Source organism: Rhodanobacter sp. LX-99, assembly GCF_018599185.1.
In the GTDB taxonomy this organism is placed as follows: Bacteria; Pseudomonadota; Gammaproteobacteria; order Xanthomonadales; family Rhodanobacteraceae; genus Rhodanobacter.
The window spans coordinates 2,129,339-2,148,131 of record NZ_JAHFVL010000001.1 but is presented as its reverse complement, the minus strand read 5'-3'; the positions used below and the strand labels follow the sequence as shown (position 1 = coordinate 2,148,131).

Sequence of the window (18,793 nt, the reverse complement as noted above, 5' to 3'; positions counted from 1 at the left end):
CCCGGACGGGAGCGGCGCGAAATGCCTGCCATCGCAGCCGACGCCGACAGCTCAGCCGGGCATCCACCGCGCCACGAGCAGCCCGGCGACGTAGAGTCCCGCGCCGAAAACGGCATGGTTCAGCACGCTGCGCAAGCGCGCTTGGTTCGGCGACGGCGTGTTCGAAGCGGCAAACCCGGCGCCCATGCAGGGCTGCATCAGCAGGAACGGAAAGGCCACCGTGGACAATCCGAGCAGCAGCGCCGGCACCGGTGTCGGTTGTCGTGCCCACGCGACTCCCGCGATGGCGATCAGCATGGCCGCGAAAACGATGCCGATCACGTAATGGGCGACCCAGCCCACAGCCCGTTCGCCACGTACCGGCGCGGCCCGGGCCATGCCCCTATACACGAAGTGGCCAGCCGGCATGTGACCGAGCCAGCGGCCCACCATGCGCCAGTCCGGCAGCGGGACGCCGAACGCGTACTTCAGCAGGCGCGCCCACAGGTCGGTCGCGAGCGTGGCGCCGCTACCGATCAACACGACGCGTGCGGCCAGTTCCCATCCCTCGGACATGCATCGCTACTCCATCTTCATGGGGAAGCCCGGCCCTCGCCGGTCATCAGGCTCAGAAATCCTTCTGCACGCTCAGGTACACGCCGCGGCGCGGGCCGAACTGCGGCGCGCCGACGCCGATGCCGCTGCCGTCGCGCAGCTCGTAGGTGCGGTCCAGCACGTTGAGCACGGCCAGCTGGGTGTGCAGCTTGCCGAGGCGTTCGAACGCGAAGTCGTGCGACAGGTTGAGGTTCAACTGGAAGTACGCCGGCAGCGAGGCGCCGTTCGGCACGTCGCCGTCCTTGCGCAGGCCGCTGCCGAACAGGTAGTCGGCGCCGACCCGGGTGCTGTCGTTCAAGGCGTAGTTGATGCCGCCGGACGAGGTCAGTTTCTGGTCGTGGTCGAGGAAGATCCAGTGGTTGTCGACGTAGGCCAGGTCGTCCGGCGCGAAATTGTACTGGCTGGTGATGATGCGCTTGCCGATCGCCTTGCCGAGCGACGCGTTGAAGTAGGCGGACAGCGGCCCCTGCTCGTAGTTGACGGTGAACTCCAGGCCCTTCACCCGGCCCGCGGCGTAGTTGAAGGTGGAGTAGACCAGGGCGGAGCCGAACTGGCCCTCGTCCTGCAGGCGCTGCACCTTGCGGTAGTACGCGTCCACGCCGACGGTCCAGGCCGAGCCGAGGTTCTGCGAGACGCCGACGTCGAAATAGTCCGAACGCTCGGCCAGCGGCGTGTTGTTGCCCATGTCCGACACGGCGTTGGTGGTGCCGTCGAACTTGGCGATGTTGCTGCTGGCGATCATCTCGGTCGCCGGCGGGGTGAAGTAGCGCGAGTAGCCGGCGTGCACGGTGGTGCTGCCGGTGGCCTGCCAGACCAGGCCCAGGCGCGGGCTCAGCTGGCTTTCTGCGCGCACCAGCTGGTAGCGGTCGCCGCGCAGGCCGTAGTTCAGCGTCCACGTGTCGCCGATGCTCCATTCGTCCTGCACGTAGGCGGACCAGGTCTTTGCGGTGAGGCGGCTGTTGTCGAGGATGTTGATCGGCGTGGTGCTGGCCTGGTTGCCGTCGGCGTCGGCCGGGAATACCCACGCGTCGTTGCCGCTGACCGCGCGCTCGAAGCTGCCGTAGACACCGTAGCGCAGCGTGTGGCGGTCGCCCAGCGGCATGGCGAAGTCGGCCTGCAAGGTGCTGGCGCGATTGCTGCGGGTGACGTCGGAGGCGACGCCGTTGAACATCAGCTCGCCGATCCGGTCCGGCGCATAGGCGAGGCGGCTGTAGCGCTGGCCCACCGACACCTGGTAGTCGGTCGCGCCCAGCTTGCCCTGCAGCGCCAGCACGCCGAAGCGGGTGTTCTCGCGCTGGCGTTCGTCGAGGTTGGCGGAGTTGAAGTCGACCGTATCGAGATAGCCGAATTGCGGCGTCTGGTTCGGGTTGTTCGGGATCTGGAAGCGGTTGTTGGCGACGCCGAACAGGAAGCTCAGGCGGGTGTCGTTGTCGATCAGGTAGCTGATGTCGCCGAAGCCCTTCACCTGGTTGGTGTGGTCGTGGATCGGCTTCCTGCTCGGCGTGGGATTTTCGATGCCGGCATCGTTTTCCATGTAGTTGCCGGTGAAGAACCAGCTCCAGCGATCGTTGCTGCCCCAGGCCGACGCGTTCGGATTGAGCGTACCGTTGCTGCCGCCGGTGATGCCGACGCTGCCGCCGTTGCCGAGGTCATGGCCGCTCTTCGTGGTGATGTCGACCACCGCCGCCGTGCGCAGGCCGTACTGCGCCGGCAACGCGCCGTCGAGCAGCTTCACGTTGTCGATCGTGCGCGCATCGAGGCTCTGGCCGAAGCCGCCGATCGACTCGGGAATGATCACGCCGTTGATGCGGTACTGCAGGTTCGCGTGGTCGCCGCGCACGTGCAGGCCGCCGTAGGAATCCTGTACCACGCCGGGCGCCTGCAGCAGCACCTGGTTCATCGGCGTGGAGGCGCCCAGCGGCAGCTGCGCGATCGCCTTGTGGTCGATCACGTACTGGCTGCTGCCGGTATCCGGCGACAGCGCATTGCGCGCCTGGTCCAGTGCGGCCGAGACCGAGACCGCACCCAGGTCCTGCACCCTGGCCGGCTGCTTGTTGCGGCTGCCGCCGTCGGTCGGATCGTCCCCGTTCGTGGCGGCGGCATTCGGCGCCAGCGGCGTGTCGGTGGCGTGGACGGCGGTCGTACCCAGGGCAACGGCAAGGCTCAAGGCGAGCAGGGAAGGTTTCATCGGCAGTTCCAGCAGGAGTGGAAGGAGGTTCTCATTCTGTAATGTTATAACATTACCGAAAAGTTTTCCGTCACGCCTGCGCCAGAAGTCATGCCCGACGGCGAAACCGTTGATCCCCGCTTCATGCGGCAGCTCTAGACTGCAAGGACACAGGCCGCGTCCGGCACCCGATACATTCCACCGAGCCACGCATGACCCAGTCCAGCCAGCAGGTACCCGCCGTCATCGCACCGGTCGAGCATGGCCGGATCACCGAGGCGATCCTGGATTTCGTCAGCCAGGTGCCCGACAGCAAGGTCGGCAACAGCCAGGACCCCGCCGGCGAGGCACGCCGGCTGGCCAACCGCGCTGCCCAGCGCGCCGCGCTCACCGCCGGCTCGCTCGCGCTGCCGCCGGGACCGCTGGGCTGGCTGACCCTGCTGCCGGAGCTGATCGCTATCTGGAAGATCCAGGCGCAAATGGTCAGCGACATCGCCGCCGCCTACGGCCGCCACGCCACGCTGGGGCGCGAGCAGATGATGTGGTGCCTGTTCCGCCATACCGCGGCGCAGGCATTCCGCGACCTGGTGGTGCGCATGGGCGACCGGCTGGTGTTCCGGCGCATGTCCTACGGCGTGGCCCAGCGCGTGGCGAAACAGGTCGGCGTCAAGCTGACCCGGCGCACGCTCAGCAAGGGCGTCTCGCGCTGGTTGCCGGTGATCGGCGCACTCGGCGTGGGCGCCTACGCGTACTACGACACCGGGCAGGTCGCCGGCACCGCGATCGACATGTTCGAGGGCGAGGTCGCGCTCGAGGGCAACGATGCCGATACGCCGAAAGCAAAGCCCCGCCGCCGTGTAGTGGACAGCCTGGTCGACAAGGCCGTGGCCGGCGCCGCCCGCAAGGTGGCCCGTACCGCACGCAAGGCCGCCAACAAGAAGCCACGCAAACCCGGCGCCGACTGAGCGTTGCGCCGGATGACGCGACGCGGGCTTTGCGGCAAGCTGGAACCTGAATATCCGCCGGAGTCGCCCCATGCCGCCACGCCATGATCGCCCCGTCGCGCTGATCACCGGCGCCGGCCGTCGCGTCGGCGCGGTAACCGCGCGCGCGCTGCACGCGGCCGGCTACGACCTGGCGCTGCACTACCGCCATTCCGCCGACGACGCCCGTGCGCTGGCCGACGAACTGGAACGGCAACGCCGCGGCAGCACCTTGCTGCTGCAGGCCGAACTGGCCGACCTGCCCGCCTTGCCGGCGATGATCGAACAGCTACTGGCGCACTACGGCCGGCTCGACGCGCTGGTCAACAACGCCTCGGCGTTCTTCCCCACGCCGCTGGGCACGGCGACGCCGCAGCAGTGGGACGCGTTGTTCGCCTCCAACGCGCAGGCGCCGTTCTTCCTCAGCCAGGCGGCGATCCCGGCGCTGCGCGAAGCGCGCGGCGGCATCGTCAACATGGTCGACATCTACGCCGAGCGGCCGCTGGCGGAGCACCCGCTGTACTGCATGGCGAAAGCCGCGCTGGCCGCGATGACCCGCTCGCTGGCGCTGGAGCTGGGCCCGGAGATCCGCGTCAACGGCGTGGCGCCCGGCGCCGTGCTGTGGCCCAGCGACGGCAAGCCGTACGCCGACCAGCAGACGATGCTGGCGCGCACGCCGCTGCAGCATGCCGGTACGCCCGAGGATGTCGCCGGCGCGGTGCTGTGGCTGCTGCGCGATGCGCCGTATGTCACCGGGCAAATCATTCGCGTGGACGGCGGACGCACGTTGTCGGTGTGAGTTTCGCGGCTCGCGGCTATTTCTTCTTCGGCGCGAAGGCCTGCTGCAGCAGCGCCTGGTCGAAGCCGACGCTGGCCTCGCCCGCTTCCGCGTAGCGGTACAGCGCGGCCGAGTAAATGCCCTGCAGCGACGCCTGGACCAGGCCGAGCAGGGTCAGCCCGAGCACCACCACGGCCACCGCCAGCACGATCGCCACGGCCGACTGCAACGCGACCGCGCCGCCGATCAGGACCGCGCCGAGCAGCACCGCCAGCACCATCAGCAGGCCGAACACCACGCCGATGCCGCCGTTGCCGATCAGGTTCTCGCCCCAGCTGCGCCTGAGCAGCTCCACGCTGCGCTTGACCGCGTCGACCGGGCCCACGTCCTGGCTGGCCAGGATCGGCACCACCAGGAAGGTGGCCACGGTCCAGGCCAGGCCGATGAAGCCGACCACCAGCCGGCCGATCAGGCCGAGGCGCTCCTGGATCATCCGCAGCAGCAGGCCGACAGTGGCGGCAATCAGCGCGTAGCCGAGGATCTGCGGCAGCTTCGCGCGGGCCAGCGCGAAGCCGGTGCCTACGCTGGTCGGCTCGCCGCGCAGGTGCATCAGCGCCACGCCGGTCAGCGCGGTCTGGAAAAAGATGATCACGAAGTACTGCACCAAGTAGAAGCCGAACATCAGCAGGTAGACACCCGCGGACATGCCCTGCTCGAACTGCTCGCCGGCGTGCTGGTTGCCGATCACCATCACGCCGACCGGGATCAGGAAACTCGCCGCCACCAGCAGCGTGCACAGCCCCGAGAGCAACGGAAACACCAGCAACGACTTGTCCGAACGCAGCACCGCCGCGCTCGCCTTCAACAACGCCCAACTGCGTGCAAATTTACCGGCCATGCGTGTCTCCCTTCATCCGTGGATCGCGAGTGCGCTCTTTCTAGCACCCGCCGCGCGCGTGCGACAGTGCTCAGTCCGGCAGCGATTCGACCTGCAGCGGCTCGCTTCCGGCCGGAAACGCCGCCCACAACTCGGCCATGCTCAACCCGCCGACGGGATGCCGGAACTCTGGTGCGATGTCGGCGATCGGCCGCAGCACGAACGCGTGCTGCAGCTCCTTGCGCGGAATCTGCAGGTGGCCCGGACCGTCGAGCACCAGCGCGTCGTAGAACACGATGTCGACGTCCAGCGTGCGGTCCGAATAGCGCGGCACGTCGCGGCGGCGGCCCTGGCGATCCTCCAGCGCGTGCAGCCAGTCGTTCAGCGCCTCGGGCGACAACTCGGTATCCAGCCCCACCGCCAGGTTGACGAAGTCCGCGCTGTCGAAACCCACCGGCTTGCTGCGATAGGCCGGCGACACCGCGATGTCGCCGAAGCGCTCGCGCAAGGCGGCGATGGCCGCCGGCAGATGACGCCGGGGTTCGACGTTGGAGCCCAGGCTCAGATAAGCGCGTGCCATCAGTCAGTCCGGCCGCGTGCCGCGTTCGATCCGCACGCCCACCGCCTTCGCGCCGCGCACCGCGCCCGGCTTGGACAGCTTCAGGCGCACCCAGCCGACCCCGAACTCCTCGCGGATGATCGCCGCGCAGCGTTCGGCCAGCGTTTCGACCAGGCCGAAGCTGGACGCTTCCACGTAGCCGATCAGGCGCTTCGACACGTCCTTGTAGTTCAGCGTCAGCGCGATGTCGTCGCTGCCCGCCGGCACGGTGTTGTCGAACGCCATCTCGATGTCGAACGACAGCGTCTGCCGCACGCGGCGCTCCCAGTCGTAGATGCCGATGACGGCGTCGATGCGCAGGTCTTCGATGAAAACGGTATCCATGGCGATGATCACGAGAGGCGATAGCCGTACAGGGTCCGCGAGCCGGCCGCCGGATGCAAGCCTGTGGCGCGCTGGCCGCCATGCGATCATGTGCGGATGACCGCCTTCAACACGCTCCCGCTCAAACCCGCCCTGCTCGCCAGCGTCGATACGCTCGGCTACGCCGAGATGACCCCGGTGCAGGCGCAAAGCCTGCCGCCGATGCTGCAAGGGCGCGACGTGATCGCACAGGCGCAGACCGGCAGCGGCAAGACCGCGGCGTTCGGGCTGAGCCTGCTGCAGACGCTGGACGCGGACGCGGTCCGGCTGCAGGCGCTGGTGCTGTGCCCCACCCGCGAACTGGCCGACCAGGTCAGCAAGGCGATCCGCAAGCTGGCCGCGAACATTCCGAACGTGAAGCTGCTGACCCTGTGCGGCGGCATGCCGCTGGGGCCGCAGCTGGCCTCGCTGACGCACGATCCGCACATCGTGGTCGGCACGCCCGGCCGCGTGCAGGAACACCTCAAGCGCGGCAGCCTGCATGGCGGCGGGATCAAGGTGCTGGTGCTGGACGAGGCCGACCGCATGCTCGACATGGGTTTTGCCGAGGCGATCGACGACATCATCGGGCGCATCGCGAAACACCATCAGACCCTGCTGTTCTCGGCCACCTACCCGGACGAGATCCGCGCGGTGAGCCAGCGCGTGCAGAAGGACCCGGTGGTGGTCACGGTGGACGCGCCGGCCGAGCAGAAGCCGGCGATCGAGCAGCAGTTCATCGAGGTGGATCCAGCGCAGAAGCCCGATGCGCTGGCGCAGCTGCTGGCCGGCGAGCGCGGCCAGCACGCCTTGGTGTTCTGCAACATGCGCCGCGACGTGGACGCAGTGGCGCAGGAACTGGACCGCCGCGGCTACTCCGCGCTGGCCCTGCACGGCGACATGGAGCAGCGCGACCGCGACGAGGTGCTGGTGCGCTTCGCCAACCGCAGCTGCAACGTGCTGGTGGCTACCGACGTGGCCGCGCGCGGCCTCGACATCGTCGCGCTGCCGCTGGTGCTGAGCTACGACGTGGCGCACGACCCGGACACCCACACCCACCGCATCGGCCGCACCGGCCGCGCGGGCGAAGCGGGCCTGGCGATTACCCTGTGCACGCCGCGCGAGCGGCCGAAGGCGGCGAACATCGAGGAACTCGGCGGCGCACCGCTGCCGTGGCGTGCGCTGAAAGTGACGCCGCCGCGCGGCAAGACCCTGCACCTGGCGCCGATGAAGACGCTGGTGATCGACGCCGGCCGGCAGGACAAGCTGCGCCCCGGCGACATCCTCGGCGCGCTCACCGGCGACGCCGGGCTGGAGGCGAAGGACATCGGCAAGATCGACGTGTTCGCCACCCGCGCCTACGTGGCGATCGGCCGCGCACTGGCGAACAAGGCGCTGGAGCGCCTGCGCGCGGGCAAGATCAAGGGCCGCAATTTCCGCGTGCGTCCGCTAGGCTGAGCGGCCCAACCCGTCCGGAAGCCGACCCGATGCCGCGCTGGCCCACCTGCACCCTCGCCTTCGCCCTGCTCGCCTGTGCCGCTCCGGCCTGGGCGGCCATCCCGGTCTACGGCTACCAGGTCGTACGCGCCTACCCGCACGACACCGGTGCCTATACCGAGGGGCTGTTCTACAAGGACGGCTATCTCTACGAGAGCACCGGCCAGGTCGGCCAGTCGACCGTGCGCAAGGTGGCGCTGGAGAGCGGCGACGTGGTGCAGCGCCACCGCCTGCCAAAGCAGTACTTCGGCGAGGGCATCGTCGACTGGAAGGACCGGCTGGTGCAGCTCACCTGGCAGAGCCAGACCGGCTTCGTCTACGACCTGGCCAGCTTCACGCCGCAGCGCAATTTCAGCTACTCCGGCGAAGGCTGGGCGCTGACCCGCGACCAGCAACACATTTACATGAGCGACGGTTCATCGACACTGCGCGTGCTGGATCCGGAATCGCTGCAAGTGGTCCGCCGCATCACGGTCACTGCCGACGGCGCGCCGGTCAACAACCTCAACGAGCTGGAGTGGGTCGACGGCGAGATCTACGCGAACGTATGGCTGACCGACCGCATCGCACGGATCGACCCGGCCAGCGGGCATGTCGTGGGCTGGATCGACCTCGCCGGCCTGCTCGACGTCAGCCGGCTGCCGAACCCGGTCGACGACGTGCTCAACGGCATCGCCTGGGATGCGGAGCACAAGCGCCTGTTCGTCACCGGCAAGTGCTGGCCGCAGCTGTTCGAGATCAAGCTGGTGAAGCGGCCTGCACCGTGAACCCGTGCCGCGGCGGCGGCGTCACCACGTGCTCAGCCAGGTCGACAGCGCCTGCACGTCGTCGTCGCCGAGCGTGGCCGCTATGCCATGCATCACCTTCGCATTGCTGCTGCCGGCGCGTGCGCCGCTCTTGAAATCGCCCAGTTGCTTGGTCACGTACAAGCCGGACTGGCCACGCAGATGCGGGAAGGTCGCCCACGGCGGCTGCGGCGCGCTGCTGGGGTGCGGCTGCGGACCCAGCCCGGCCGGGCCGTGACAGCCTTGGCAGGGCGGAATGCCCTGCGCCGGATCGCCGGCCAGATACAACTGCGCGCCGCGCGAATTTGCATCGGCCTGGCCCGCCGGCTTCGGCGCCAGCGCGGCGTAGTAGCTGGCCAGATCGCGCATGTCGGCGTCGCTCAGCGCGGCGGCCTGGCCGCTCATCACCGGGTCGCTGCGCTGACCGTCGTGGAACTCCTTCAGTTGCACGTACAGATAGGTGGCCGATTGTCCGGCCAGGTTCGGAAAGTTCGGCGCGATCGCCACGCCCTGCGCGCCATGGCAGGCCGCGCATACCGCGGCCTTGCCGGCACCGGCCTGGGCGTCGCCGCTGACCGGCTGCACGCGGCGCAGATCCAGCACGCCGGCCGGCGCGGCGGACGCCGTCGTGGCGGGTTGCTGCGCGGCGACGTCGAGCACGGCGGTCGACAGCAGCAGGCCGGCCAACAGGAGACTGGTGCGATACGTCATCACGATCACGGCTCCTACAACTTCAGGTTCAACATGACGCCGACCAGGCTCACGTTGTAGTGCAACTGGCCGCCCTTGTCGGTGTAGAGGCGGTGGTCGTAGCTGAGCGTGTTGTCCAGCCCGGCGTAATGCCAGTCGCTGAATGCGCCGGTTTCGTAGCGGCCGTACAGGCGCACGCCGACGTTGCGGTTGACGCGGAAACTCAGGCCCAGGTCGAGCGTGTTGGTGCGGTACTTGTTGTCGGGAAAGCCGTTGGCGGCCGCGGCCACGCCGGCAGGATCGCGATAGGCCAGCGCGCCGATGGTGGCGTAGTTGTAGCCGACATGACCGAACGAGCCGGTGTAGTTGTAGCTGAGATCGGCACGCGCGCGACCGAAGTCGTGGCTGAAGCTCAAGCCCGCATTGCGGTTGCTTTCGCGGTCGAACTCCCACCACTGGTTCGCGTACGGATACAGCGGCCCGCCGAGATCGGGGTTGACCTGGTCGGGCGTGCCGAAGACGGCGCCGTTGTCCGGCCCGTCGGCATCGTTGACGTTGGAGATGCCCATGCGCGAGGTTTCCGCGCCGAGGTAGGCGTTCATCGTGGTGGCCGGGGTCGGCTGCCAGTCCCACTGCAAGGTGGCGCCGGTGGTGCGGGTGTCCTGCCGGCCGATCAGGGCGTCGTACTGGTCGCGGTTGCCGTAGAACGTGGCCGACAGCGTGGCCGACTCGCCCCACGGGTAGGTGACGATCGCGCGCGCCTTGCTCTCGGTGCGGTCGGACAGGTCGTACTTGCGCATGTCGGCGACGGTATGCGCCGGCAGGCCGTTGGCCGGATCGACGAAACCGGGCAGCGACTCGGAGAAGAACGGCACGTACGGATCGTAGTTGTACTTGTCGCCGTCGCGCCTGGCGTACTCCCAGCTCAACCGCACGGTGGCGCCTATGACGTCGCGGCTGACCCAGTCGAACTTGATGCGCTGCTCGTCGACGCGCTTGCGCTCGCGGTACTTCGGCCGGTTGTGGTCGTAGGTGTAGGTGACGCCGAGCGAGCTCTTGCGGCCGAGCTGCCAGTCCGCGCCCAGTTCGAGGATCGCGTCGGTATAGCCGAACGGCACGTTGCGCACGGTGACGTTGCGCGACCAGTACAGCGGGTTGGCCGGGTCGAAGATGCCGGTCTCGCCAGGCACCACGCTGCCCTGCGAGCCGTTCTCGGAGATGTAGCCGTACTGGCCGGTGAGCGGGTTGTAGGCGAGGTAGCGGGTCTTGTTGTCCTCGCGATACCAGCGCAAACCGGCGTGCCAGCCGAAGGCGGGGGTGGGACGGAAGGTGACCCGCGCATCGAACAGGCCGGTGTCGATGCGCGCGTTCGCGCTCTTCTGCGCCAGCGCCGCGGTGGTGTTCCAGTTCGCGCACTGGAAGGTGTAGTCGGCCGGCGGCGCGATGAAGATGCCGCCGGTGCCGGTGCAGGTGGTCGGCGGCAGCAGCGCATCGTTCTGGCGCATCGTGCCCCACGCGCCGGCCACGGTGAACTGGCCGTTCCACTTCAGCTCGCGCGACAGGTCCAGCCGCACGTTGTGGTAGTCGTTGTCCGGCTCCAGCGAGAACTGGCCGTCCTTGATGTCGGCCACCTGCGGCGTGCCGACCACGTTGTACAGGGCGAACGGGCTCTCGAAGTTCAGGTGGTCCTTGTGGTTGCGGAAGAACGAACCGTTGTAGGTGGCGAGGAAGCGCCATACCTTGCCGACGTTGCGCAGGCTGAGGTTGATGTCGGTGGTGCGGAAGTCGATCGGCCGCACCGTTTCCAGGATGCCGCCGTCGTCCGGGAACGGGAAGTTGAAGAACATCGAGCCGCCCCACAGGCGGGTGCCGCTGCGCTTCTCGTTGGTGATCGCGGCGGAGCCGATCCAGTTGCGGTACAGCACGCCTTCGTAGCTAAGCCCGGCGCGGGTGCGGGTGAGCCCGATGCTGCGCCGTGGCGTGGCGGCCGATGCGGCGGCCACCTGCGCCGGCGTGCTGGCGCCGGCGACCAGCGGCGCGGGCAGGGTCAGGTCGGTGCTGCCGACGCCGTTCCAGATCGGGTAGGCGCTGGTCGACACGGTATGCGGCATGTCGCGGTAGAAGCCCTCGATGCGGTAGCTGCCGTAGCGGCCGGCGCGCAGGCGGTAGTACTGGTCGTCGCCGCTGAGGCGGCTGCCGCGGACCTCAACGTAGTTGCCGGTCTTGCGGTTGTCGAAGTTGAGCGCGAACAGGCCCAGCACGGCGCCACTTTTCCAGTCGGCGTACTGGCGGAAGTATTCCGCGTTGCGGTCGCCGCCGACGTGCAGGTAACCGAACTCGATCAGCCCGGCGTAGGTCCAGTCGCCCTGGCCCAGCGGCTTGCCCGGATCGACCATCGGCGGATACGGATACAGCGCGCCGGTCGGCGTGCGCAGCATGCCGGCGTGCAGGTAGGACATGCCGTCGGGATCGGCCGGCTGCAGCATCGGTGTCCAGCCGCGCAGGTCGAGCGCATTGCCGAACTGCATGTCGCCCACGCGCATGGTGCCGCTGGTATCACCGGCCCGCACGCCCTGCGCGCCGAACAGCCCGCACAGCAGAGCCAGCGCCAAGGCTGTGGGCGTCGTGCGATTTCCTTTCAGCGCAAGCATCGTCCGCCTCCGTCACTTGTGGAACTTCGGTCCGGAAGGATTGTTCGAGCCGTGGATATTGCTGTGGCAAGTCAGGCAGCCGCGCCCGATCAGCCGCTCGTCCGGATGCGGGCCGGTGCCGAGTCCGGCCGCGCTCTGCAGATCGTTCGGATGCAGCGTCATGGTGTGGCACTGCTGGCACAGCATCGGGATCGGCGCGACCAGCAGGGTCTGCTGGTTGGAGCCGTGCACGTCGTGGCAGTTGAGGCAGTTCGCGCGCACCGGCGCGTGCTCGAACAGGAACGGCCCGCGCTTCTCGGCGTGGCAGGTGTAGCAGGTCTCGTTGACCGTATCGGTCTTCAGCAGCGGCTTGGTGATCGAGCCGTGCGGGTTGTGGCAGTCGGTGCAGGCCATCTGCCCTTCCGGCAGCGGCATGTGCGAGCGGCGGTTGAACTTGGCGCGGATGTCCTGGTGGCAGGTCGAGCAGACTTCGTTGATCGAGGATTTCGCCAGCACGCCTTCGGGCGACAGCCGCGCCATCGGGTTGTGGCAGTCGGTGCAGGACAGGCCGCGGTTCTGGTGGATCGAGCCGATCCAGTGCTGGCGCGCGCCGCCGGCATGGCAGGCGAGGCACACCCCGGCCTGGACCTGCGGCGAGGTTTTCGCATCGTGGGTGAAGGCGATGATCAGGCCCGGCGCGGTGGGGTCCTTGGCATGCTCGGAACCCGGGCCGTGGCAACTTTCGCAGGCCGCCTGCGGGCCGGTGTTCGCCGCGCCGGCACGGAACGAGGCCACGTGCAGCGTGTGCGAGGCCTGCACGTTTTCCTGCGCGTGGCAGGCCACGCAACTCTTCGCGCCGATCGCGTCGGCCTGCGGCGCCAGCGGGTTGGCCGGAATCGAAGCGGCGTCGAACGGCGTGGCCGGGCTGTCGCCGGCCGGCGGCAGGTGCGGATGGTTCGCCCGCGCCGCGCCTGCGCCCATGTCGGTGGCCGGCAGCATCTTCGCGATGTCGCTCTGGCTGAGCGCGCTGGACGGGCTGTGCGCGGCATCCGCCGGCGCGGGGGCGGTCGCCTGCTGGGCCTGCGCTACCCCGCACCCCGAGAGGATGCCACCGGCACCCAGCGCCACACACAGCAAGGCGGCAGGAAACAACGAAATCACACGCATGGCTTGACGCCCCTTGGCTAGCGTGAACAAACCGCAATCGGCCGGCGCGCCCCTGCCCGGTACGATCTCCCTGGCGGCCGGCCTTGTCCCAAGCCGGAGTATTCACCCGGAAGTGAAAGATTGTTAAGCCTTTTTGATTGCGTTAAATGTCCATGACCACAGAACAATCCCTGATGATTGTGCGTCGCAACAAGACATTGCGCCGTATCGCGCTAGCCTGATCCAAGCCGCCTGATCCCGGCCGCAAGGACATGCCGTGCAGGACCTCAACGACATTTACTACTTCGTGCAGGTGGTGGAGCTGGGTTCGTTCACCGCCGCCAGCAAGGCGCTGGGCGTGGCCAAGTCGCAGCTGAGCTTCCGGGTGGCGCGGCTGGAGGCCAGCCTCGGCGTGCGGCTGATCCAGCGCACCACGCGGCGCTCGCATGTCAGCGAAATCGGCCAGCGCTACTACGAGCAATGCCGGCAGTTGCTGGCCGCCGCCGAGCAGACCCAGCGCGTCATCGACGAAGCCCAGGCCGCACCGCGCGGGCGCATCCACGTGGCCTGCCCGGTGCTGTTCGCACAATTGCTGCTGGCGCCGATCCTGGTCGACTTCCTGCGGCGCCATCCCGAGGTGCAGGTCGACCTCGACATCTGCCACCACCAGGTCGACGTGATCGCCGGCGGCTACGACATCGCGTTCCGCGTGCACGATTCGCTCAAGGATTCCAGCCTGGTCATGCGCAGCTACGGCATGGACCCGCAGGTATTGGTGGCCAGCCCCGAACTGTTGCGGCGCCAGGGCCAACCGACCCAGCCGCTGGAACTCAAGCGTCTTTCCAGCGTGGGCCTGATCAGCGCGGAAGGGCGGCACTTCTGGCACCTGCAGGCCGCCGACGGCCGCACCCAGCAGGTGGAACATCACCCCAGCCTGACCAGCGACGACTTGCAGGTGCTGTACCAGGCGGTGATCGGCGGCGTCGGCGCGGCGCAGCTGCCGCAGTTCGTCTGCCGTGAACCGATTGCCGAGGGCCGGCTGGTGCCGCTGCTGCCGGCGTGGTCGCTGCCGGCGGGCAACGTGCACGCGGTGTACCCCTCGCGCCACGGCCACACCCCGGCGCTGCGCAGCTTCATCGAGTTCGTGGCGCAGCACATGCCGCAGGTACTGCGCCGCACGCAGCAGGGCGTGCTGGCCGAGAACGTGAAACCCGCGCCGGCAGGCCTGATCGCCGGCTGAAACCGGGGCGGCTACGCGCCCAGCCAGCGCGCCGCACCGCGACCGGCGACCAGGCCGCTGGCGAAACAGGCGGTCAGCAGGTAGCCGCCGGTGGGCGCCTCCCAGTCCAGCATCTCGCCGGCACAGAACACGCCGGGACGGGCGCGCAGCATCAGGTTTTCATCCAGCGCTTCCAGCCGCACGCCGCCGGCCGTGCTGATCGCCTCGGCGACCGGCCGCGGCGCGCGCAGGCGCAGCGGCAAGGCCTTGAGCCGCGCCGCCAAAGCAAACGGATCGGCCAGGGTGGGCTTGTCGGCGAGCTCGAACACCAGCGCGCACTTCGCCGCGTCCAGCCCGGCGCGGCGACGCAGCCAGTCGCCGATGCTGTGCTTGCCGCGCGGCGCGGCAAGGCGCGCGGCGAGTGCCGCTTCGGTGTAGCCGGGTACCAGGTCCAGCTGCAGCAGCGCTTCGCCGTACTCGCGAATCTGCTCGCGCAGCTCCGCGCCGATCGCATAGATCAGGCTGCCCTCGATGCCGTATTCGCTGAGCACGAATTCGCCCTGGCGCGAGCGGGCCACGCCGTGGCGGTCGACCCAGTGCGCCACCACCGGCTTCAGCGGCGCGCCGGCGAAGCGGCTGGAAAGATGGTCGCTCCACTCAAGTTCGAAGCCGCAGTTCGCCGGCTGCAGCGGTGCGATGTCGATCCCCACTTCCTGCAACGGTTCTACCCAGGCGCCGTCGGAACCCAGCTGCGGCCAACTGGCGCCGCCAAGCGCCAGCACCACCGCACCGGCCGGCACCGCGCGCGCGCCCTGCGGCGTGTCGAAGTGCAGCGCGTCGTGCGCCTGCCAGCCCAGCCAGCGATGGTGCATATGGAATGCCACGCCGGATTCGCGCAGGCGGCGCAGCCAGCCGCGCAGCAGGGGCGCCGCCTTCAGATCGCGCGGGAACACCCGGCCGGAACTGCCGGCAAAGGTTTCCACGCCGAGTCCATGCGCCCAGGCGCGCAGCGCATCCGCATCGAACGCGTCGAGCCAGCGCCCCACCTCGTCATGGCGCGCGCCGTAGCGTTCGACGAAACGTGCGCGGGGCTCGCCGTGGGTGAGGTTGAGCCCGCCCTTGCCGGCCAGCAGGAATTTCCGTCCGACCGAGCCCTTCGCGTCGTACAGGTCCACCGCCACGCCGGCCGCGCACGCGGCCTCGGCCGCCATCAGTCCCGCCGGACCGCCGCCGATGATCGCCAGTCGGGGAAAGGCTGTCCGGGTCATCCGCGCATGGTCGCATGCCGCCTGTGCGGAATGAACCGGCGGCTTCACCGCCACGGCGGCGAGTGAGCAACCGATCGCATGCCCTGTCTTGCACGACTACTGGTACTGGATCCCGGGGCAACGCCACGCCACCGAGCATTTCAGGGTGAATCAGACATGACCGGACATGGCCGCCATGAGCTGAAATGCCGGGAACGGAATGTGGCGTATCGAGCAATATCTTTCGGAGCACCCATAATAATATCGTTCCAAACGTAACTAATTACGCCAATAAATAGCCACGCCCGAGAAATAAATGCGACGCAAGGGCGCCGTCGGCGCATATCCAGATAATGCCGCCTCGGTGTGATTTTCTCCTAGAAAACCGGATTCATCATGCAATCCTTATCGCACAGCCCGCAGTGCTGAGCCATCTGCAGGCGTCTGCTCCGCGATTCATTCGCTCATTCGAAAATCGTAGATATTTACGCCATCCAGGCTTTTTCATAATCCGTGAATTGTGTGACGACAATCACCGGATCCCTGAAAAAATCCTATTGACGGTTTTCGGTCGCCAACTCTACCGTCAACCAGTTCGCCAATGGGGAGCTTGACGAATGATTCCGTGATGACGTCACACCACCGGCGTTTATTTATCCGGCGGCAAAACAAACCTGCGCGACAACCCGGAGGGATTGACGGGGGGAGGGTCGATCGCAGTACGCACGGGATCGCTGGGCAATCCAAAAAAACCAATGGTGCCGTGCCTGTCCACGGCGCTCACTTCATGAGGTCCACGTGGCCCCAGCGGCTTCGTTCGCCTCGAAAAAACCTTTCGGGAGCTATAAATGCCAAGTCATTTCCGTCTCACGCTGCTGACCGCCGCCATCGGCATGGCCACCATCGCGTCGGCCAACGCCACGTCGGCAAACAGCCAGGCCTTCGTCGCACTGAATCAGCGCGCCACCCAACTGCGCCAGGGCGACGTGGTCAGCGGCCCGCTGGCCACCTCGCAGCCGATCCACATCGAGGTGGCGCTGAAGCTGCGCAACCCGGACCAACTGCACACCTTCCTGGCCACGGCCAAGACCTCGACCCTGGCGATGGTGCAGCACAGGATGTCGAACCAGCAGTTCGTCGCCAACTACTCGCCGACCACGGACCAGGCCAACAAGGTCGCCGCGTGGCTGACCTCGGCCGGCTTCACCAACGTCACGATCGCGCCGAACCGCCTGATGATCTCGGCGGACGGCCGGGCCGACACCGCGCAGGCCGCGTTCAAGACCAGCTTCGCCAAGGTCCGCACCAAGGAAGGCCGCATGGCCTTCATGAACAACAGCGGCGTGCAGATTCCGGCCGCGCTGCAGGACAGCGTGCTGTCGGTGATCGGCCTGCAGAACGTGCACCAGGCGCACACCTTCGCCAAGCCCATGCAGGCTGGCTTCACCACCCAGGCGGTGACCGGCCACAACCCGACCGAGTTTTCCTCGATCTACGGCGGCAACGGCGTAGCCACGGCCGCCGGCGTGCCGGTGGGCATCGTCACCCAGGGCAAGATCACCCAGACCATCACCGACCTGAACACGTTCACCTCGCAGAACGGCCTGCCCACGGTCACCACCCAGACCGTCAACACCAACGGCACCAGCACCGACACCAGCGGCCTCGGCGAGTGGAGCCTGGACAGCCAGGATGTCGTCGGCATGGCCGGCGGCCAGGTCGGCAGCCTGATCTTCTACAACATCCCGACCCTGTCCAACGCCGACCTCACCGCCGACTTCAACACCATCGTCAACGCCAACGCCACCAAGATCATCAACGTGTCGCTGGGCGAGTGCGAGACCAGCGCGCAGGGCGACGGATCGGCCGCGGCGCAGGACCAGATCTTCCAGCAGGCGGTGGCGCAGGGGCAGACCTTCTCGATCTCCACCGGCGACTCCGGCGCCGACGAGTGCGGCAACGGCGGCGTCACGCCGAGCTGGCCGGCCGCATCGCAGTACGTGGTCGCGGTGGGCGGCACCACGCTGAACGCCTCCACGACCACCTGGAACAGCGCCACCGTGTGGGTCAGCGGCGGCGGCAGCTCCAGCACGTTCGAGCCGCAGCCGAGCTGGCAGAACGGCGTGGCCCCGGGCAGCACGCGCGGCCTGCCGGACATCGCCTATGACGCCGATCCCAACTCGGGCGCGAAGATCATCGTCAACGGCGCCACCCAGCAGTACGGCGGCACCAGCCTGTCCGCTCCGCTGTTCGCCGGCGCCTGGGCGCGCGTCATCGCCATCAAGGGCTCCACCGTGGGCTTTGCCGCACCGCTGCTGTACCAGCTGCCGGGCGCCGACTTCCACGACATCACCTCGGGCAACAACGGCGGCGAGACTGCCGGCGTCGGCTACGACCTGGCCAGCGGCCGCGGCGAGTTGATCGTCAGCGCGGCCGCCAGCGACATCGGTGGCGGTTCGCCGCCGGCCAACGTGCCGCCGGTCGCCAACTTCAGCGACTCGGCCAGCGGCCTGACCGTGAACTTCACCGACAGCTCCACCGACAGCGACGGCACCATCGCCTCGCGCTCGTGGAACTTCGGCGACGGCAGCACCTCGACCGCCACCAACCCCAGCCACACCTATGCGGCCGCCGGCACCTACAGCGTGTCGCTGACGGTGACCGACAACGGCGGCGCGACCAACACCAAGACGCAGTCGGTGACGGTCTCCAGCGGCGGCTCGTCGCAGTTGCTCGGCAACACCGGCTTCGAGAGCGGCACGGCCGCGCCGTGGACCATCAGCGCCGGCGCGCTGTGCAGCAACAGCACCTGCACGGGTGAAGTCGCCCATGCCGGCAGCTGGTTCACGTGGCTGGACGGCTATGGCACGACCCACACCGACACGGTGTCGCAGTCGGTGACCATTCCGAGCGGCAAGACCTCGGCCAACCTGTCGTACAGCCTGCATATCGACACTTCGGAAACCACGACAACGACGGCCTACGACAAGCTGAAGGTGCAGGTGTTCAACAGCTCGGGCACCCTGCTCAAGACGCTGGTGACCTACTCGAACCTCAACGCCAACTCGGGCTACACGGTGCACACGAACAGCCTCGCCGCGTACATCGGCCAGACGGTGACGATCAAGTTCACCGGCACGGAAGATTCTTCGCTGCAGACTTCGTTCGTGCTGGACGACGTCACCTTGACCGTGCAGTAAACCGGGGAGGCCTGGCGGC

15 protein-coding genes are annotated in these 18,793 nt (G+C 68.0%); 6 read left to right on the top strand and 9 right to left on the bottom strand.

Annotation, left to right across the window (positions count from 1 at the left end; all coding sequences use genetic code 11):
- Positions 1 to 51: 51 nt before the first annotated feature.
- Positions 52 to 555: a DUF2938 domain-containing protein gene (locus tag KK131_RS09870; protein WP_214556469.1), complete on the bottom strand. Its 504-nt coding sequence runs from the start codon at positions 553 to 555 to the stop codon at positions 52 to 54.
- Between the two features lie 52 nt (positions 556 to 607).
- Positions 608 to 2,782 carry a TonB-dependent receptor gene (locus tag KK131_RS09865; RefSeq protein WP_214556468.1) on the bottom strand — a complete coding sequence of 725 codons (2,175 nt, stop codon included), beginning with the start codon at positions 2,780 to 2,782 and terminating at the stop codon, positions 608 to 610.
- Between the two features lie 191 nt (positions 2,783 to 2,973).
- Here KK131_RS09865 and KK131_RS09860 point away from each other — a divergent pair, with 191 nt between their 5' ends.
- Complete coding sequence (locus tag KK131_RS09860) at positions 2,974 to 3,726, top strand: hypothetical protein (protein WP_214556467.1); 753 nt, start codon at positions 2,974 to 2,976, stop codon at positions 3,724 to 3,726.
- A gap of 70 nt (positions 3,727 to 3,796) precedes the next feature.
- Entirely contained in the window at positions 3,797 to 4,543 is a 747-nt protein-coding gene (locus tag KK131_RS09855) for a pteridine reductase (protein WP_214556466.1), read from the top strand.
- A gap of 16 nt (positions 4,544 to 4,559) precedes the next feature.
- Here the strand turns inward: KK131_RS09855 and KK131_RS09850 are convergent, their stop codons facing one another.
- The 3 genes from KK131_RS09850 to folB form a co-directional block, all read right to left on the bottom strand.
- A complete protein-coding gene (locus KK131_RS09850; protein WP_214556465.1) occupies positions 4,560 to 5,420 on the bottom strand; it encodes a DUF6159 family protein in 861 nt (286 codons plus the stop codon).
- A gap of 70 nt (positions 5,421 to 5,490) precedes the next feature.
- Positions 5,491 to 5,979, bottom strand: a complete 489-nt coding sequence (folK, locus tag KK131_RS09845; protein ID WP_214556464.1) for a 2-amino-4-hydroxy-6-hydroxymethyldihydropteridine diphosphokinase — start codon at positions 5,977 to 5,979, stop codon at positions 5,491 to 5,493.
- A 3-nt stretch (positions 5,980 to 5,982) separates the two neighbouring features.
- Entirely contained in the window at positions 5,983 to 6,342 is a 360-nt protein-coding gene (gene folB, locus KK131_RS09840) for a dihydroneopterin aldolase (protein WP_214556463.1), read from the bottom strand.
- A gap of 96 nt (positions 6,343 to 6,438) precedes the next feature.
- On the opposite strand from folB, the gene dbpA reads away from it, so the two are divergent.
- On the top strand, positions 6,439 to 7,818 hold the full coding sequence (gene dbpA / locus KK131_RS09835) for an ATP-dependent RNA helicase DbpA (protein WP_214556462.1): 1,380 nt from the start codon (positions 6,439 to 6,441) through the stop codon (positions 7,816 to 7,818).
- A gap of 29 nt (positions 7,819 to 7,847) precedes the next feature.
- Positions 7,848 to 8,624, top strand: a complete 777-nt coding sequence (locus KK131_RS09830) for a glutaminyl-peptide cyclotransferase (RefSeq protein ID WP_214556461.1) — start codon at positions 7,848 to 7,850, stop codon at positions 8,622 to 8,624.
- Between the two features lie 21 nt (positions 8,625 to 8,645).
- On the opposite strand, the gene KK131_RS09825 is transcribed toward KK131_RS09830, so the two are convergent.
- The 3 genes from KK131_RS09825 to KK131_RS09815 are packed head-to-tail and all read right to left on the bottom strand — an operon-like array spanning position 8,646 to position 13,129.
- The gene (locus KK131_RS09825) at positions 8,646 to 9,353 is read right to left on the bottom strand and encodes a c-type cytochrome (RefSeq protein ID WP_214556706.1); all 708 of its coding nucleotides are present in this window, start codon (positions 9,351 to 9,353) and stop codon (positions 8,646 to 8,648) included.
- A gap of 14 nt (positions 9,354 to 9,367) precedes the next feature.
- Positions 9,368 to 11,983 (bottom strand): MtrB/PioB family outer membrane beta-barrel protein, encoded by a 2,616-nt coding sequence (locus KK131_RS09820; protein WP_214556460.1) that lies wholly within the window; start codon positions 11,981 to 11,983, stop codon positions 9,368 to 9,370.
- 12 nt (positions 11,984 to 11,995) lie between these two features.
- Positions 11,996 to 13,129, bottom strand: a complete 1,134-nt coding sequence (locus KK131_RS09815) for a DmsE family decaheme c-type cytochrome (RefSeq protein WP_214556459.1) — start codon at positions 13,127 to 13,129, stop codon at positions 11,996 to 11,998.
- A gap of 256 nt (positions 13,130 to 13,385) precedes the next feature.
- Between KK131_RS09815 and KK131_RS09810 the strand changes: the two genes are divergently transcribed.
- On the top strand, positions 13,386 to 14,348 hold the full coding sequence (locus KK131_RS09810; protein ID WP_214556458.1) for a LysR substrate-binding domain-containing protein: 963 nt from the start codon (positions 13,386 to 13,388) through the stop codon (positions 14,346 to 14,348).
- An 11-nt stretch (positions 14,349 to 14,359) separates the two neighbouring features.
- Here KK131_RS09810 and KK131_RS09805 read toward each other — a convergent pair whose 3' ends face one another.
- Entirely contained in the window at positions 14,360 to 15,595 is a 1,236-nt protein-coding gene (locus KK131_RS09805) for a TIGR03862 family flavoprotein (RefSeq protein WP_214556457.1), read from the bottom strand.
- 827 nt (positions 15,596 to 16,422) lie between these two features.
- Between KK131_RS09805 and KK131_RS09800 the strand changes: the two genes are divergently transcribed.
- Positions 16,423 to 18,774, top strand: coding sequence for a protease pro-enzyme activation domain-containing protein (locus tag KK131_RS09800; RefSeq protein ID WP_214556456.1), 2,352 nt, complete (start codon positions 16,423 to 16,425; stop codon positions 18,772 to 18,774).
- The last annotated feature ends 19 nt before the right edge of the window (positions 18,775 to 18,793 follow it).

Coding starts and splice junctions, on each gene's coding strand:
- KK131_RS09805 (WP_214556457.1), bottom strand. CDS start 15,595: ATGACCCGGACAGCCTTTCCCCGACTGGCGATCATCGGCGGCGGTCCG.
- KK131_RS09800 (WP_214556456.1), top strand. CDS start 16,423: ATGCCAAGTCATTTCCGTCTCACGCTGCTGACCGCCGCCATCGGCATG.
- KK131_RS09860 (WP_214556467.1), top strand. CDS start 2,974: ATGACCCAGTCCAGCCAGCAGGTACCCGCCGTCATCGCACCGGTCGAG.
- KK131_RS09825 (WP_214556706.1), bottom strand. CDS start 9,353: ATGACGTATCGCACCAGTCTCCTGTTGGCCGGCCTGCTGCTGTCGACC.
- KK131_RS09815 (WP_214556459.1), bottom strand. CDS start 13,129: ATGCGTGTGATTTCGTTGTTTCCTGCCGCCTTGCTGTGTGTGGCGCTG.
- KK131_RS09820 (WP_214556460.1), bottom strand. CDS start 11,983: ATGCTTGCGCTGAAAGGAAATCGCACGACGCCCACAGCCTTGGCGCTG.
- KK131_RS09830 (WP_214556461.1), top strand. CDS start 7,848: ATGCCGCGCTGGCCCACCTGCACCCTCGCCTTCGCCCTGCTCGCCTGT.
- KK131_RS09870 (WP_214556469.1), bottom strand. CDS start 555: ATGTCCGAGGGATGGGAACTGGCCGCACGCGTCGTGTTGATCGGTAGC.
- folB (WP_214556463.1), bottom strand. CDS start 6,342: ATGGATACCGTTTTCATCGAAGACCTGCGCATCGACGCCGTCATCGGC.
- KK131_RS09850 (WP_214556465.1), bottom strand. CDS start 5,420: ATGGCCGGTAAATTTGCACGCAGTTGGGCGTTGTTGAAGGCGAGCGCG.
- KK131_RS09855 (WP_214556466.1), top strand. CDS start 3,797: ATGCCGCCACGCCATGATCGCCCCGTCGCGCTGATCACCGGCGCCGGC.
- KK131_RS09865 (WP_214556468.1), bottom strand. CDS start 2,782: ATGAAACCTTCCCTGCTCGCCTTGAGCCTTGCCGTTGCCCTGGGTACG.
- folK (WP_214556464.1), bottom strand. CDS start 5,979: ATGGCACGCGCTTATCTGAGCCTGGGCTCCAACGTCGAACCCCGGCGT.
- dbpA (WP_214556462.1), top strand. CDS start 6,439: ATGACCGCCTTCAACACGCTCCCGCTCAAACCCGCCCTGCTCGCCAGC.